The organism is Isoptericola sp. NPDC057559 (assembly GCF_042801555.1).
GTDB lineage: Bacteria > Actinomycetota > Actinomycetes > Actinomycetales > Cellulomonadaceae > Isoptericola.
The window spans coordinates 76933-91968 of record NZ_JBHVFQ010000004.1 but is presented as its reverse complement, the minus strand read 5'-3'; the positions used below and the strand labels follow the sequence as shown (position 1 = coordinate 91968).

Genomic DNA, 15036 nt, shown 5'->3' with positions numbered 1-15036 from the left:
TTTTGTGGGGGGGGGGGGTTGCCCCCCCCCCGGGGGGGTGCGCGAACCCCCCCCCCACGCTCGATTCGCGACCGGGGTCAGACCCCGGCGGAGTCCGCGACCACGTCCTCCTCGTCCACCGCGGGGGCGCTGAACTGCGACTCGTAGAGCCGCGCGTACGCCCCGCCGGCGGCGAGCAGCGCGTCGTGGTCGCCCTGCTCCACGATCTGCCCGTGCTCCATCACCACGATGGTGTCGGCGTCACGGATCGTGGACAGGCGGTGCGCGATGACGAACGACGTGCGGTTCGCCCGCAGCGCGTTCATCGCCTGCTGCACCAGCACCTCGGTGCGCGTGTCGACCGAGCTCGTCGCCTCGTCGAGCACGAGGATCTCCGGGTCGGCCAGGAACGCCCGGGCGATGGTGAGCAGCTGCTTCTCGCCCGCGGACAGCGAGGTGGCCTCGTCGTCCAGGAGCGTGGCGTACCCGTCGGGCAGCGTGCGCACGAACGGGTCGACGTGGGTGGCCTCCGTGGCGGCGAGGAACTCCGCCTCCCCCACCGTGGCGCCGTCGCGCACGCCGTAGCGGAGGTTCTCCTCGATGGTGCCCTTGAACAGCCAGGTGTCCTGCAGCACCATGCCGATCCGCGAGCGCAGGTCGTCCCGCGTCAGCTCGCGGGAGTCCACGCCGTCGAGCGTGATCCGGCCGGAGTTCACCTCGTAGAACCGCATGAGCAGGTTGACCAGCGTCGTCTTGCCGGCGCCCGTCGGCCCGACGATCGCGATCGTCTGGCCGGGCTCCGCCACGAGGTCGAGGTGCTCGATGAGCGGCGTCTCGGGGTCGTAGGAGAACGACACGTCCTCGAACGCCACGCGGCCGCGCACGTCCGCCAGCCGGCGGGGGTCCGCCGGGTCCGGCTCCTGCTCCGGGGCGTCGAGCAGCTCGAAGACCCGCTCGGCCGACGCGACGCCCGACTGCAGCAGGTTCATCATCGACGCGATCTGGGTGAGCGGCTGCGTGAACTGCCGCGAGTACTGGATGAACGCCTGGACGTCACCGAGGGACAGCTGGCCCGACGCCACGCGCAGGCCGCCGATCACGGCCACGACCACGTAGTTGAGGTTGGCGAGGAAGCCCATCGACGGCTGCATGGTGCCGGAGATGAACTGCGACTTGCGGGACGCGTCGTACAGCGCCTCGTTCTCCGCGCCGAACTTCTCCGCCGCCGCCTCCTGGCGCCCGTAGACCTTCACCAGCGAGTGCCCGGTGAACATCTCCTCGACGTGCGCGTTGAGCCGGCCGGTGGCCGCCCACTGCGCCACGAACTGCGGCTGCGACCGCTTGGCGATCTGCATCGTGAGGACCACCGACAGCGGCACCGTGACGAGCGCGACCAGCGCCAGCACCCACGAGATCCAGAACATCATGCCGAGCACGCCGATCACCGTGAGCACGGAGGTCACGAGCTGCGCGAGCGTCTGCGTCGTCGTCTGCGCGACGTTGTCGATGTCGTTGGTGACCCGCGAGAGGATCTCGCCCTTGGCCTGCTTGTCCACGTAGCTCAGCGGGATGCGGTGGAGCTTGGCCTCCACCTCGTCGCGCAGGCGGCGCATCGTGTTCTGCACCGCGATCGTCATGATGCGCGCCTGCAGCCACCCGAAGAGGAACGCGCCCACGTAGATGGCGAGCACCCACATCAGGATCTCGCCGAGCCGGGTGAAGTCCACGCCCTGGCCCGCGACCACGTCGGGCAGCGAGGAGATCAGGCCGGCCTGGGCGCTGTCCCCGGAGGCGCGCAGCATGGTGGCGGCTTCCTCACCGGTGGTCCCGGCGGGGACGCCGGCCGCCGTGAGCGCCTTGCCGACCACGCCGGCGAAGATGACGTTGGTCGCGTCACCGAGGATCTTCGGGCCCGCCACGGTGAGCGCCACCGAGACGACGCCGCACAGGGTGAGCAGGACGACGCGCGCCCGCTCGGGGCGCATCACACGGGCGAACCGCACGAGCGACCCGCGGAAGTCCATCGCCTTGGCGCCGGGGGCGCCGCCCATGCCCATCGGGCCGCCTCCTCGAGGGCCCCCGGCGGGGCGGGCGGGCGCGGCCGGTGCCTTGCGTTCGGTGCTCATGCCGCCTCCTCGAGGGACATCTGGGAGGAGACGATCTCCTGGTAGGTCTCGTTGTCCGCCAGCAGCTCGGCGTGCGTGCCGCGCCCGACGATGCGCCCGTGGTCCAGCACGAGGATCTGGTCCGCGTCCCGGATGGTCGCCACGCGCTGGGCCACGACCAGGACGGTCGCGTCGTGCGTGCGGGGCCTCAGCGCCGCGCGCAGGCGCGCGTCGGTGCTGTAGTCGAGAGCCGAGAACGAGTCGTCGAACAGGTAGACCCGCGGGCGCCGCACCACGGCGCGCGCGATGGCGAGCCGCTGCCGCTGGCCGCCGGAGAAGGTGCTGCCGCCCTGCGCCACCGGCGCCTCGAGCCCGTCCGGCAGCGCCTCGACGAAGTCGCGCGCCTGCGCGATCTCGAGCGCGGCCCACATCTCGTCCTCGGTGGCGTCGGCCTTGCCGTAGCGCAGGTTGTCCGCGACCGTGCCGCTGAACAGGAACGCCTTCTGCGGCACCAGGCCGAGCACGGAGCCGAGGTCGCCCGTCGACAGGTCGCGCACGTCCACGCCGTCCAGGAGCACCCGGCCGTCGGTCACGTCGAACAGGCGCGGCACCAGGTTGAGCAGCGTCGTCTTGCCCGCACCGGTGGAGCCGATGATCGCGGTCACCCGGCCGGGCGTCGCGGTGAACGTCAGGTCGTGCAGCACGGGCTCGTCCGCGCCCGGGTAGCGGAACTCGACGCCCTCGAACGCCACCTCGCCGCGCGGCCCCTCGCCGTCGGCCAGGGCGGTGAGGGACACCGGCGCGTCCGGCTCGGTGACCGAGGTCTCGGTGTCGAGCACCTCGGAGATGCGGCCCGCGGCGACGGAGGCACGCGGCACCATCATCACCATCATCGTCGACATCATGACGGCCATGAGGATGTACATGATGTAGCTGAGGAACGCCATGAGCGCGCCCACCTGCATCTGGCCGTTGTCGATGCGCTCCGCGCCGAACCACAGCACGGCGACGCTGGACGCGTTCATGATGAGCATGACCATCGGGAACGCCAGCGCCATGAGCTTGCCGGCGTTCAGCGACGTGTCGTACAGCGCCTCGTTCGTGGCGCCGAACCGCTCCCGCTCGCGCTCCTCGCGGACGAACGCGCGCACCACCCGCAGCCCGGTGATCTGCTCGCGCAGCACCCCGTTGATGGCGTCGATCCGCTTCTGCATCGCCCTGAAGTAGGGCACCATCCGCCACATCAGCAGGCCCATCGCGATGCCCAGGACGGGCACCACGACGAGCAGCAGCGCGGAGAGCTCGACGTCCTCCTGCAGGGCCATGATGACGCCGCCGACCAGCATGATCGGCGCCATCACCATGATGGTGAAGGTCATCAGCACGACCATCATCACCTGCTGCACGTCGTTGGTCGTGCGGGTGATGAGCGACGGGGCGCCGAACTGGCCGAGCTCGCGGGCGGAGAAGCCCTGCACGGAGTCGAACAGGTCGCGCCGCACGTCCCGGCCCAGCGCGGTGGCGGTCCGGGCGCCCAGGAACACGGCGCCGATCGCGCACAGGACCTGGCCGAGGCTCACGACGAGCATCCAGCCGCCCACGCGCATGATGTAGCCGGTGTCGCCCGTCGTCACGCCGTTGTCGACGATGTCGGCGTTGAGGGAGGGCAGGTAGAGGGAGGCGAGCGTCGCGAGCAGCTGGAGCACCAGCAGCAGGCCGACGGCGCCGGAGTAGGGGCGCAGATAGCTCCGCGCCAGGGAGACGAGCATCAGGGCTCCTGGGGGTGGGGGGTACGGGGCGTGGCCCCGGGGTGATTCTCCGTCGCCGCGGGGTCGCGGTCCTGGTCTTTTTCGGCCACGGGCGGGCCGCCGGCGGTGCCGCCCATATCGGTGTCGGTGTCGGTGCGGGCGATGCCGTGCACGAGGGCGTCGGCCACCACGCGAGGCGACGGCGCGGGGAGCAGGTGGTCGACGCGACCGTGCGTGCCCGCGATGCTCGCCTCGAGGAGCGCGACGGCGACCTCGATCGGCACCCGCAGCCGGTGCTCGTCGGGCTGCAGCACGCCGATCAGCCCGGCCACCGTCGCCTCGCGCTGCTGCTCGCGCTGTGTCGCGAGCTGGGCGCGGAAGTCCTGCACGTGCTCGGAGGGGACCATGTCGCGGGCCCCGGTGCGGTGGTGCAGCGCGCGCAGCACGCCCATCCACCGCACCACGTCGCTCATGCGGCGCCGGCCGAGCTCGATGACGCGCTCGAGCCGCTCCTCGAGCGGCGCCTCGCGGTCGATCGCCGCCAGCTCCGCGCGGGTCTCGACCGGGCCGGAGGCGCGGTGCAGCCCCTCGACCGCGACGGCGCCGATCAACGTGAGCTTGTCCCCGAAGGCGCGGAACAGGGTGCCCTCGGCGACCCCCGCCGCGTCGGCGAGCTCGCGGCTGGTCACGTCGAGGCCGAACTCGCCGACCAGCGGCAGCACGGCGTCGATGATCGCGGTCCGCCGGTCGTCCGGGGAGAGCGGGGTGGCGCGACGACTCGCGCCCTGTGCAGCCAGCATGAGCGCCATGCTAAATGAGTGAGCACTCACTCGTCCACCCCTCCGCCGCTCCCGTCGCGACCGGGGCCGGACATGACGGGACCCCGCCACCCCACGAGGGGTGACGGGGTCCCGTCCCGGCGTCCGCCGACTACTGCTGCTGCGGCTCGTCCGGCTCGCCGGTGACCGGGCGCGGCGGGATGCCGGTGGCCGGAGGCGGGGTCGGGCCGTCGGCGGGGCGCTGGCCGCGCTCGGCCGAGGGGTCGAACGGCGCGCCCGACCGGGTGCCAGCGCTCGTGGCGTCGGCGGTCGCGGCCTCGGCCTGACGACGCGCCTCGGCGAGGGCCTCGCCCGGGTCGGTCAGCGCCGTCTCGGGGAACGCGGTCCGCGGGCGCGGCGTGCGCTCGCCCTCGTCCTCCCCCGACGGCGGGGTCGGGATGCCGGGCGTGCCGGGCACGCCGCCGAAGCCCTGCGCGATCGAGCCGAGCGCGGCCGTGAACTCGGTCGGCACGACCCACAGCTTCGAGGCGTTGCCGTTGGCGATCTGCGGCAGCATCTGCAGGTACTGGTACGCGAGCAGCTTGGGGTCGGCGTCGCCCTGGTGGATGGCGTCGAAGACCTGCAGGATCGCCCGCGCCTCACCCTCGGCCGTGAGGATCGCCGCCTGGGCGTTACCCTCGGCGCGCAGGATCTGGGACTGCTTCTCGCCCTCGGCCGTGAGGATCTGCGACTGCTTGACGCCCTCGGCCGTGAGGATCGTGGCGCGGCGGTCGCGCTCGGCGCGCATCTGCTGCTCCATCGCGCCCTGCACGGAGGCGGGCGGGTCGATCGACTTCAGCTCGACGCGGTTGACGCGCACGCCCCAGCGGCCCGTCGCCTCGTCGAGGACCCCGCGCAGCTGGCCGTTGATCTGGTCGCGGCTGGTGAGGGTCTGCTCCAGGTCCATCGAGCCGACGACGTTACGCAGCGTGGTGACGGTGAGCTGCTCGATGGCGGTGATGTAGTTCGCGATCTCGTAGACGGCGGACTTCGGCTCCGTCACCTGGAAGTAGACGACGGTGTCGATGCTCACCACGAGGTTGTCGCTCGTGATCACCGGCTGCGGCGGGAAGGAGACGACCTGCTCGCGCAGGTCGACGCCCGCGCGCACGCGGTCGATGAACGGCACGAGCCAGTGGAGCCCCGGCTCGAACGTGTGCCGGTAGCGGCCGAGGCGCTCGATGATGAGCGCCGTGGCCTGCGGCACCACCCGCACCATCTTGAACAGCGCCACGACCACGAAGATCACGAGCGCGAGAATCACGATCCATAGCACGATGGTGCCGGCGTTGGGGTCGGACACGAGGGTCCCTTTCTGTCGACGTCGAACAGGACTGCCGGCACACCCGGCAGGGTGGTGCACGCCCCCAGGGGGCGCCCGTCAGGCGCTGTGCTCGGGCTGGGAGTGCGAGGTCGGGACGGGCTCGACCACGGCGGTCGCGCCCTCGATGCGCACGACCCGCAGCTCGGCGCCCGCGGGCACCCGCCCGGTCGAGTTCGGCACACCGTCGTCGACGAGCCGGGCGCTCCAGACCTCGCCCGCGAGCTTGACGCGGCCCCCGGCCTCGGTGATCTCGCTGAGCGCGACCGCGGGACGGCCGACGTGCGCCGCGACGTTGGTCTCCTGCAGCGGCACGCGCTGCTTGAGGTGCTGCAGGAGCCACGGGCGCAGCAGGAGCACGAGCAGCAGCGCGAAGACGCACGCCACCACGAACTGCAGCCACACCGGGCCGCCCGCCGCCGCCGTCACGGAACCGGCCAGCGCGCCCCCGGCGAGCATGATGAACACGAGGTCCAGCGAGAACATCTCGATGGCGGCCAGCACCAGCGCCGCGCCGATCCACCACAGCCAGGAATCCATGGTCACCTCCGCCAGGCCCTGCACCGGGACCCGACTGTCGCGGCCACAGGGTTTTGCTCAGACTTTACCAAGATTTCCCCCGTGCCGGGAACAGTCAGCGGCTGGCGGGTCGCGCCGCGCGCGCGAGCCAGCGACCGCCCCCGTGGGCGACCATCAGCGGCATCCCGAAGGCCTGCGAGAGGTTGTCCGCCGTGAGCACCTCCTGGATCGGGCCGGCGGCCTGGATCCCGCCGTGGCGCATGAGCAGCAGGTGCGTGAAGCCCGGCGGGATCTCCTCGACGTGGTGCGTCACGAGCACCAGGACGGGCGACGCCGGGTCGGCCGCGAGCTCCGAGAGCGCGCCCACCAGCTCCTCGCGACCGGCGAGGTCGAGGCCCGCCGCCGGCTCGTCGAGCAGCAGGAGCTCCGGGTCGGTCATGAGGGCGCGGGCGATCTGCACGCGCTTGCGCTCCCCCTCGGACAGGGTGCCGTAGTAGCGGTCGGACAGGTCCGCGACGTCGAACGCCGCGAGCAGGTCCTTGGCGCGCTGCTCGTCGAACTCCTCGTACGACTCCTGCCAGCGGCCCGTCACGCCGTAGGCGGCGGTCAGCACGACGTCGCGCACCGTCTCGTGGCCCGGGATGCGGTCGGCGAGCGCCGCGGACGCGAAGCCGATGCGCGGGCGCAGCTCGAAGACGTCGACACGGCCCAGCCGCTCCCCCAGGAGCTCCGCGGTGCCGGACGTGGGGTGCGAGCGCGCCGCGAGGATCTGCAGCATCGTCGTCTTGCCGGCGCCGTTGGGCCCCAGCACCACCCAGCGCTCGCCCTCGTTCACCTGCCAGTCCACGGCGTCGAGGATGGTGGTGGTACCGCGTCGAACGGTGACGCCCTGCAGGTCGAGAACCGCGCTCATGAGGCCCGACCCTACCCGAGGCCCGACGCCGGACCGGCCTGCGTCCGGACCCGCCGGACGTCTACTGTGAGGCCGTGGAGACCTCCCCCGACGCGCTGCCGCGCAGCGTCGTCCTCGCGCTCTGGCTGCAGTCCGCGGGTGCCGCGCCCGGCGTCGTCGTGCGCAGCGTGCAGGGCGACGACGAGCCGCACGGCGTCGTGGGCATGCCCGGCCGCGAGGACGACGCCGACCTGCGCGCCCTCGTGACCGCGTGGCTCGACGGCCCGCGCGAGGTGTGCGCGCTCCTGCCGGCGCCCGGCGACCTGGGCGGCGTGCCCGCGGCCGTGAGCGCGGAGGCCACCGACGCCGGCGAGTGCGTGATGGTCACCACGCCGGCCGGGTCCTGGGCCGCGGTGCCGGCCGTCACGACGTTCGGCAGCGCCCTCGAGCCGGGCCACCTCGTCGCCTGGCAGGTGCGGCCGGTACCCGCGTGGTCGACCCGCGTGGCGGGCACGCTCGGCGCCCTGCCGGACGCCGAGCGCGAGCTGCGCACCAGCCTCGTGACCGCCACCGAGGCGCTCGACGCCCTCGACGTGGCACGGTGGCGCGACGACGCGGCGGACGCGATCGAGCGCCTGCGCGGGGGCAGCACGGACGGCTGGCCGGTGCCCGCCCTCGAGGGCCGGCGTGCGCGCGTGCTGCAGCTCGCCACGCGGCTCCTGGCGATCGTCGACCTCGCGACCGTCGACGAGGGCGGCGCGGTCAACGTCTGGCAGTCCGACCAGCGCTCCACCGCCCTGCGCGAGGTGGAGCGCACCGCGCGGCGGGCGCTGAGCGCCGCCACCTACGGCGCGGTGCGCTGACCGCCCCGAGGCCCACGGCCCGCCTCCGTCAGCCCGCGAGTACCGCCCGGTAGACGTCGAGCGTGCGGCCCGCGACGGCGTCCCAGGAGAACAGGTCCTCGGCACGGCGCCGGCCCGCCGCGCCCATCTCCGCCCCGCGGGCCGGGTCGTCGAGCACGCCCAGCAGCGCGGCCGCCAGGTCGCCGACGAACCGTTCGGGGTCCAGCGGGGTGCCCGTGCCGTCGTCGGCCTGCTCGATCGGCACCAGCGCGCCGGTGACGCCGTCGTCGACCACCTCGGGGATGCCGCCCGTCGCGGTGCCGACCACGGGAAGGCCGACGGCCATGGCCTCGAGGTTGACGATGCCGAGCGGCTCGTACACCGAGGGGCAGACGAACACGGTGCTCGCGGCGAGCACCGCGATCAGGTCGGGGCGCGGCAGCATCTGCTCGATCCACACGACGCCCGCCTCGGCGCCGCCCCCGCCGGGTCCGGCCTCCCCCGTGCCGCCGCGCGCGCGACGCAGCTCGGCGACCAGGCCGCGCACCTCGTCCATGAGCTCCGGGGTGTCCGGGGCGCCCGCGCACAGCACGAGCTGCACCTCGCGCGGCAGCCGGGCCGCGGCGCGCAGCAGGTAGGGCAGCCCCTTCTGCCGGGTGATGCGCCCGACGAACACGACGGCCGGGCGCTCGGGGTCGATGCCGAGGTCGCGCACCACCCGCTCCGCCTCCGGGTCGTCGACCGCGGGCCGCCGCCAGCCGGCCAGGTCGATCCCGTTGTGCACGACGTGCACGCGCTCGGGGTCGAGCTCGGGGTAGACCCGCAGGATGTCGGCGCGCATGCCTGCCGACACCGCGATCACGCCCGCCGCCCCCACGTAGGCGGTGCGCTCCGCCCAGGACGACAGGGCGTAGCCGCCGCCGAGCTGCTCCGCCTTCCACGGCCGCAGCGGCTCGAGCGAGTGCGCCGTCACCACGTGCGGCACGCCGTGCAGCAGGCCGCCCAGGTGGCCGGCGAGGTTCGCGTACCAGGTGTGGGAGTGCAGCACGTCCGCGCCGGCGACGTCCTGCGCCATGGCGAGGTCGACGCCGAACGTGCCGAGCACCGGGTCCGCGGCCGCCAGCCCGGCGGGCACGCCGTACCCCGTCACGCCGGCCGCGGCGGCGTCCGCGGCGCGCGGCCCGTCGAAGCAGCGGACCCGCACGTCGACCTGGCGGCGCAGCACGGCGGACAGCTCCTCGACGTGCACGCCGGCGCCGCCGTAGACGTGCGGCGGGTACTCGCGGGTCAGCAGGTCGACGCGGATCGGGCTCGTCTGCGGGGTGCTCACGCGGCAAACCTACCCACCCGGGCGAGCGGCCGACGCGAGCGTCCTCACGGTGCGGGCGGGTCGCGGGCGCGGCGGCCCACGACGCCCTAGGGTCGGGGGCATGGCGTCGACCCAGCCCCGCGTGCTCGCGATCGTCCTCGCCGGCGGCGAGGGCAAGCGGCTCATGCCCCTCACCGCGCACCGCGCCAAGCCGGCGGTCCCCTTCGGGGGGATCTACCGGCTGGTCGACTTCGCGCTCTCGAACATCATCAACTCGCGCTACCTGCGGGTCGTCGTGCTCACGCAGTACAAGTCGCACTCGCTGGACCGGCACATCTCCAAGACGTGGCGGATGTCGTCGCTGCTCGGCAACTACGTGTCGTCCGTGCCCGCGCAGCAGCGGGTGGGCAAGCACTGGTACCTCGGCTCGGCGGACGCGATCTACCAGTGCCTCAACATCATCGACGACGAGCGGCCGGACATCGTGGTCGTGGTCGGCGCCGACCACGTGTACCGCATGGACTTCTCGCAGATGGTCGAGTCGCACGTCGCGTCGGGGGCCCGCGCGACGGTGGCCGCCATCCGGCAGCCGATCGCGATGGCCGACCAGTTCGGCGTCATCGAGGTGGACCGCGAGGACCCGACGCGCATCTCCGAGTTCCTCGAGAAGCCCGAGAGCCCGGTGGGGCTGCCCGACTCCCCCACCGAGGTGCTCGCCTCGATGGGCAACTACGTGTTCGACGCCGACGCGCTCGTCGAGGCCGTCACGAAGGACTCCGCCGACCCGGACTCGCGGCACGACATGGGCGGCGACATCATCCCCGCGTTCGTGGCCGACGGCACCGCCGGCGTCTACGACTTCATCCGCAACGAGATCCCCGGGTCGACGGAGCGCGACCGGGACTACTGGCGCGACGTCGGCACCATCGACGCCTACTTCGAGGCCAACACCGACCTCATCGCCGTGCAGCCGGTGTTCAACCTGTACAACCAGGACTGGCCGCTGCTCACCGGGTACACGGGCCTGCCGCCGGCCAAGTTCGTGCACGCCGGCCCGGGCCGCCTCGGCCACGCCGCCGACTCGATCGTCTCGCCTGGTGTCCTCATCTCCGGCGCGACGGTCGCAGGGTCCATCCTGTCCCCGGGCGCCTACCTGCACTCCTGGGCCACCGTCACCGACTCCGTCGTGATGGACAACGTCCAGGTGGAGCGGCACGCCCAGGTCCACCGCGCCATCCTCGACAAGAACGTGGTGGTGAGCGAGCGGGCCCGGGTCGGCGTCGACCACGAGGAGGACCGGGCCCGCGGCTTCACCGTCTCGGAGTCGGGGATCACCGTCGTCCCGAAGGGCACCGTCGTTGCTTGATCCCGCTCCCCGCACCGCCCCCGTCCCCGCCGAGCCGCCGAGCCGGCGCCGCCTGGTGGTCACCGACGTCGACTCGACGTTCATCACCGCCGAGGTGATCGAGCTGCTCGCCGACCACGCCGGCACGCGCGCGCAGGTCGCCGAGGTGACCGAGCGCGCGATGCGCGGCGAGCTCGACTTCGCGGGCTCCCTGCGCGAACGGGTCGCCACGCTGCGCGGCGTGCCCGTCGAGGCGCTCACCGCGGTGCGCGAGGCGGTCGTGCTGACCCCCGGCGCCGCCGACCTCGTCAGCGAGGTGCAGCGGCGCGGCTGGGAGTTCGGCCTCGTCTCCGGCGGCTTCGCCGAGATCCTCGGCCCGATCGCCGCCGCCCTCGGCATCGGTCGCTGGCGCGCGAACCGGCTCGAGGTCGCCGACGGCGTCCTCACCGGCCGCACCGTCGGCCCCGTCGTCGACCGGGCGGACAAGGCCGCCACCCTGCGCCGGTGGGCCGACGAGTGCGGGCTGGAGATGGTCGACACCGTCGCCGTGGGCGACGGCGCGAACGACCTCGACATGATCGACGCCGCCGGCATCGGCATCGCGTTCGCGGCCAAGCCCGTCGTCCGCGCGCAGGCCCCGTTCAGCCTGGACGGCCCGCGCCTCGACGCCGTGCTCGACATCGTCGACGAGGTGGACGCCGCCGCCGGCCGCGCGCCGGGCAGCGCGCAGCCGTAGCGCGAAACCCCTGGCAGGGGCCAGGATCGGACCATGGCGACGACGGTCGAGACCAACGCCCTCAACACCATCGACGAGTCCGAGCGGCACGGCCGCCCCCGCGACCTGTTCTGGCCGTGGTTCGCGGCCAACGTGTCCGTGCTCGGCCTCGGCTACGGCGCGTACCTGCTGGCGTTCGGGGTGTCGTTCTGGCAGGCCGTGCTGGTGGGCCTCGTCGGCATCGTGGCGTCGTTCCTGTGCTGCGGGTTCATCTCGCTGGCCGGTCGGCGCGGGTCCGCACCGACGATGGTGCTCAGCCGCGCCGCGTTCGGCGTGGACGGCAACCGGCTGCCCTCCCTGCTGTCGTGGATCCTCACCGTCGGCTGGGAGACCGTGCTGGTGGCGCTCGCCACCCTCGCCACCGCGACCGTGCTCGGCACGCTCGGCTGGGGCGGCGGTACCGTGACCCAGGTGGTCACGCTGGCCGTGGTGGCCCTGGTCGTCGTGACGGCGGGGATCTTCGGGTTCCAGCTCGTGATGCGCCTGCAGCAGGTCATCACCGTCCTGACCGCCGTGCTGACCGTCGTGTACGTGGTGCTCGTCGCGGGCCACATCGACTGGGCCACGGTCGCGGCGATCCCGCCCGGGCACGCCCCCCAGGTGATCGGCGGGCTCGTGTTCATGATGACCGGGTTCGGCCTCGGCTGGGTGAACATGGCGGCCGACTACTCCCGCTACCTGCCGCGCACGGCCTCCGGCCCCGGCGTCGTCGGCTGGACGACGTTCGGCGCGTCCCTGCCGCCCGTGCTGCTCCTGGTCGCGGGCCTCCTGCTCGCCGGGTCGGACCCCGCCCTCGCGGACGCGATCGGCACCGACCCGATCGGCGCGCTCGCCGTGCTGCTGCCCGAGTGGTTCCTGATCCCGTTCATGGTCGTGGCCCTCGCCGGCCTCATCGGCGGCGCGGCGCTCGACATCTACTCCTCCGGGCTCGCCCTCCTGTCGCTGGGCCTGCCCGCCCCGCGCTGGGTCGCGGCCGCGATCGACGGCGTCCTCATGGTGCTGGGCGCCGTGTACGTGGTCTTCGTCGCCGACGACTTCTTCGGCCCGTTCCAGGGCTTCCTCATCACCCTCGGCGTCCCGATCGCCGCCTGGTGCGGCGTGCTGCTCGCCGACATCGCCCTGCGGCGCCGCGACTACGCCGACGCGGAGCTGGGCGACCGGCGCGGCCGGTACGGGAGCGTGCGCTGGCCCGCCGTCCTCCTCGTGGTCGGCGGCACCGTGGTCGGCTGGGGCCTGGTGACCAACACCTACGCCGGGTGGCTGTCCTGGCAGGGCTACCTGCTGGGGCCGCTGGGCCTCGGCGGGCGGGACGGGCAGTGGGCCGGCGCCAACCTCGGAGTCCTGGTCGCCCTCGCGCTCGGGCTGCTCGGCACGTTCCTGTTCTCCGCCCGGGCCGTCCGCCGGCAGGAGGCGGCGTGAGCGCCGCGGTGCTGGTCGTCGTCGACATGCAGACGGTCTTCGGCGAGCCCGGCAGCCCCTGGGCGTCGCCGGACTTCGGGGCCGCGGCCGACGGCGTGCGGCGGCTGCTGCCCGCGTTCGCGGGCCGCACCGTCTGGACGCGCTACGTGGCGCCGGCCGAGCCGGCCGGCGCGTGGCGGGAGTACTTCGCGCAGTGGCCGTTCGCCCTCGTGCCTGCCGACGACCCGCTCTACGCGATCGCCGACGGCCTCGACCCCGCGGGCGCACCGGTCGTCACCGCGACGACGTTCGGCAAGTGGGGACCGGAGCTCGACGCCGCCGGCGGCGGCGCGGCCGACCTGGTGGTGGCCGGCGTCTCCACCGACTGCTGCGTGCTGTCCACCGTGCTCCCCGCGGCCGACGCCGGACGGCGGGTGCGGGTGGTGGCGGACGCGTGCGCCGGCGCGAGCCGCGAGGACCACGACCGGGCGCTGGCCGCGATGCGGCTCTACGCGCCGCTGGTGGAGGTCACCTCGGTCGACGAGGTGCTCGGCACCACCTGAGCCGGGGCGGGTCGGCACCCGGGCCCGCCGGACCGGAGGTCAGGACGGGCGGCCGACGTGCACGAGGCGCGAGGTGCTGCGGCCCCAGTCGGCCCACGGGTGCGCGGCTGACTCCAGCACCGAGTAGGTGGCCGTCGGGACGCCGACCCGCACCTGGGCGAGCGCGGCGGGCTCGGACCCCTCGGCGGCGAGGTACGCCGCCGTGGCGGCCATGGTCGGCTCGTGCCCGACGACGAGGACGGTGCGCACGGACTCCTCGACCTCCCGCAGGAGGCCGAGGACGTCGCGCACGCTCGCCTCGTAGAGCTCGTCGCGCACCTCGAGGACGGTCGCGGCGGACCCGTCCAGGTGGGCGGAGGCCAGGTCCCAGGTCTGACGGGTGCGCAGTGCGGACGACACCAGCGCGACCTGCGGCACCAGGCCGGCCGCGGTGAGGGCCATGCCCACGCGGCTCGCCTGCTTGCGCCCGTTGAGCGCGAGGGGACGCTGCTCGTCGGAGAGCGCACCCTTGCCCGGCTCCGCCTTCGCGTGCCGCAACAGCACGAGACGCCAGGTCGGCCCGTCGCCCTCGGCCTGCGTTACCGCTCTCATGCGCTCCGTCTCACAGGTCGGTCCGGGGGTCGTTCCGGGACCGGCCCGTCACTGACCCATCGCGTGCACACCACCGTCGACGTGGACGATCTCACCGGTCGTGGCGGGGAACCAGTCCGAGAGAAGCGCCACGACGGCGCGCGCAGCGGGCTCCGCCGTCGTCTGGTCCCAGCCCAGCGGGGCACGCTGCGGCCAGGCGTCCTCCATGGTCGCGAAACCCGGGATGGACTTCGCGGCCGTGGTGCGGATGGGCCCGGCGGAGACGAGATTACACCGGATGCCGTGCGGCCCGAGGTCACGGGCCAGGTAGCGGTTCGCGGACTCCAGCCCGGCCTTCGCGACGCCCATCCAGTCGTAGACCGGCCAGGCGAACGAGGCGTCGAAGGTGAGGCCCACGTAGGCGCCGCCGGACATCAGCGGGCGGGCCGCCTCGATGAGCGACTTGTACGAGTAGGTGGACACCTGCAGCGCCGTGGCGACGTCGCCCCACTCCGCGGCGAGGAAGTTGCCGCCCATGACGGACTGCGGGGCGAAGCCGATCGAGTGCACGACGCCGTCGATGCCGTCGACGTGCTCCTGCACGCGCTCCGGGAGGGCCGCGAGGTCCTCGTCGCTGGTGACGTCGAGCTCGACCACGGGCGCCGTGACGGGCAGCCGCTTGGCGAAGGCCTGCGTCAGCTTCATCTGGCGGCCGAAGGAGGTGAGCACCACCTCGGCGCCCTCCTCCTGGGCGAGGCGGGCGGCGTGGAACGCGATCGAGCTGTCCGTGAGGACGCCGGTGACGAGGAGCTTCTTGCCGTCGAGCAGAGCCATGATGACCTTCCGGTTGTG

At 73.6% G+C, this 15036-nt stretch carries 14 protein-coding genes; 5 read left to right on the top strand and 9 right to left on the bottom strand.

The features are described 5' to 3' along the window. Window positions 1–77: 77 nt before the first annotated feature. The 6 genes from ACFU5J_RS06505 to ACFU5J_RS06480 form a co-directional block, all read right to left on the bottom strand. Window positions 78–2105: an ABC transporter ATP-binding protein gene (locus ACFU5J_RS06505; protein ID WP_430575452.1), complete on the bottom strand. Its 2028-nt coding sequence runs from the start codon at window positions 2103–2105 to the stop codon at window positions 78–80. Then, the gene (locus tag ACFU5J_RS06500) at window positions 2102–3853 is read right to left on the bottom strand and encodes an ABC transporter ATP-binding protein (RefSeq protein ID WP_430575451.1); all 1752 of its coding nucleotides are present in this window, start codon (window positions 3851–3853) and stop codon (window positions 2102–2104) included. The genes ACFU5J_RS06505 and ACFU5J_RS06500 overlap by 4 nt, the downstream gene beginning before the upstream one ends. Next, window positions 3853–4632 carry a TetR/AcrR family transcriptional regulator gene (locus ACFU5J_RS06495; RefSeq protein ID WP_430578172.1) on the bottom strand — a complete coding sequence of 260 codons (780 nt, stop codon included), beginning with the start codon at window positions 4630–4632 and terminating at the stop codon, window positions 3853–3855. Before ACFU5J_RS06495 ends, ACFU5J_RS06500 begins: the two co-directional genes overlap by 1 nt. 130 nt (window positions 4633–4762) lie before the next feature. Then, complete coding sequence (locus ACFU5J_RS06490) at window positions 4763–5953, bottom strand: SPFH domain-containing protein (RefSeq protein ID WP_430578171.1); 1191 nt, start codon at window positions 5951–5953, stop codon at window positions 4763–4765. Window positions 5954–6031: 78 nt separating this feature from the next. Continuing rightward, window positions 6032–6511, bottom strand: coding sequence for an NfeD family protein (locus ACFU5J_RS06485; protein WP_430575448.1), 480 nt, complete (start codon window positions 6509–6511; stop codon window positions 6032–6034). 94 nt (window positions 6512–6605) lie between these two features. Continuing rightward, on the bottom strand, window positions 6606–7403 hold the full coding sequence (locus tag ACFU5J_RS06480; protein WP_430575447.1) for an ABC transporter ATP-binding protein: 798 nt from the start codon (window positions 7401–7403) through the stop codon (window positions 6606–6608). A gap of 74 nt (window positions 7404–7477) precedes the next feature. Here ACFU5J_RS06480 and ACFU5J_RS06475 point away from each other — a divergent pair, with 74 nt between their 5' ends. After that, window positions 7478–8245 carry a hypothetical protein gene (locus ACFU5J_RS06475; protein WP_430578170.1) on the top strand — a complete coding sequence of 256 codons (768 nt, stop codon included), beginning with the start codon at window positions 7478–7480 and terminating at the stop codon, window positions 8243–8245. 28 nt (window positions 8246–8273) lie between these two features. On the opposite strand, the gene glgA is transcribed toward ACFU5J_RS06475, so the two are convergent. Further along, window positions 8274–9530, bottom strand: coding sequence for a glycogen synthase (gene glgA / locus ACFU5J_RS06470; RefSeq protein WP_430576454.1), 1257 nt, complete (start codon window positions 9528–9530; stop codon window positions 8274–8276). A 124-nt stretch (window positions 9531–9654) separates the two neighbouring features. Here glgA and glgC point away from each other — a divergent pair, with 124 nt between their 5' ends. From glgC to ACFU5J_RS06450, 4 genes are read left to right on the top strand one after another with little or no spacing between them, the layout of a single operon-like run. Beyond that, a complete protein-coding gene (glgC, locus tag ACFU5J_RS06465; RefSeq protein ID WP_430575445.1) occupies window positions 9655–10899 on the top strand; it encodes a glucose-1-phosphate adenylyltransferase in 1245 nt (414 codons plus the stop codon). After that, window positions 10892–11614, top strand: a complete 723-nt coding sequence (gene serB / locus ACFU5J_RS06460) for a phosphoserine phosphatase SerB (protein ID WP_430575444.1) — start codon at window positions 10892–10894, stop codon at window positions 11612–11614. Before glgC ends, serB begins: the two co-directional genes overlap by 8 nt. 33 nt (window positions 11615–11647) lie before the next feature. Further along, window positions 11648–13072 (top strand): purine-cytosine permease family protein, encoded by a 1425-nt coding sequence (locus ACFU5J_RS06455; protein WP_430575443.1) that lies wholly within the window; start codon window positions 11648–11650, stop codon window positions 13070–13072. Next, window positions 13069–13614, top strand: coding sequence for a cysteine hydrolase family protein (locus tag ACFU5J_RS06450; protein ID WP_430578169.1), 546 nt, complete (start codon window positions 13069–13071; stop codon window positions 13612–13614). The genes ACFU5J_RS06455 and ACFU5J_RS06450 overlap by 4 nt, the downstream gene beginning before the upstream one ends. 39 nt (window positions 13615–13653) lie before the next feature. On the opposite strand, the gene ACFU5J_RS06445 is transcribed toward ACFU5J_RS06450, so the two are convergent. Next, window positions 13654–14205: a SixA phosphatase family protein gene (locus ACFU5J_RS06445; RefSeq protein WP_430575441.1), complete on the bottom strand. Its 552-nt coding sequence runs from the start codon at window positions 14203–14205 to the stop codon at window positions 13654–13656. A gap of 48 nt (window positions 14206–14253) precedes the next feature. Beyond that, window positions 14254–15018: an enoyl-ACP reductase FabI gene (gene fabI / locus ACFU5J_RS06440; protein WP_430575440.1), complete on the bottom strand. Its 765-nt coding sequence runs from the start codon at window positions 15016–15018 to the stop codon at window positions 14254–14256. Between the last annotated feature and the right edge of the window lie 18 nt (window positions 15019–15036).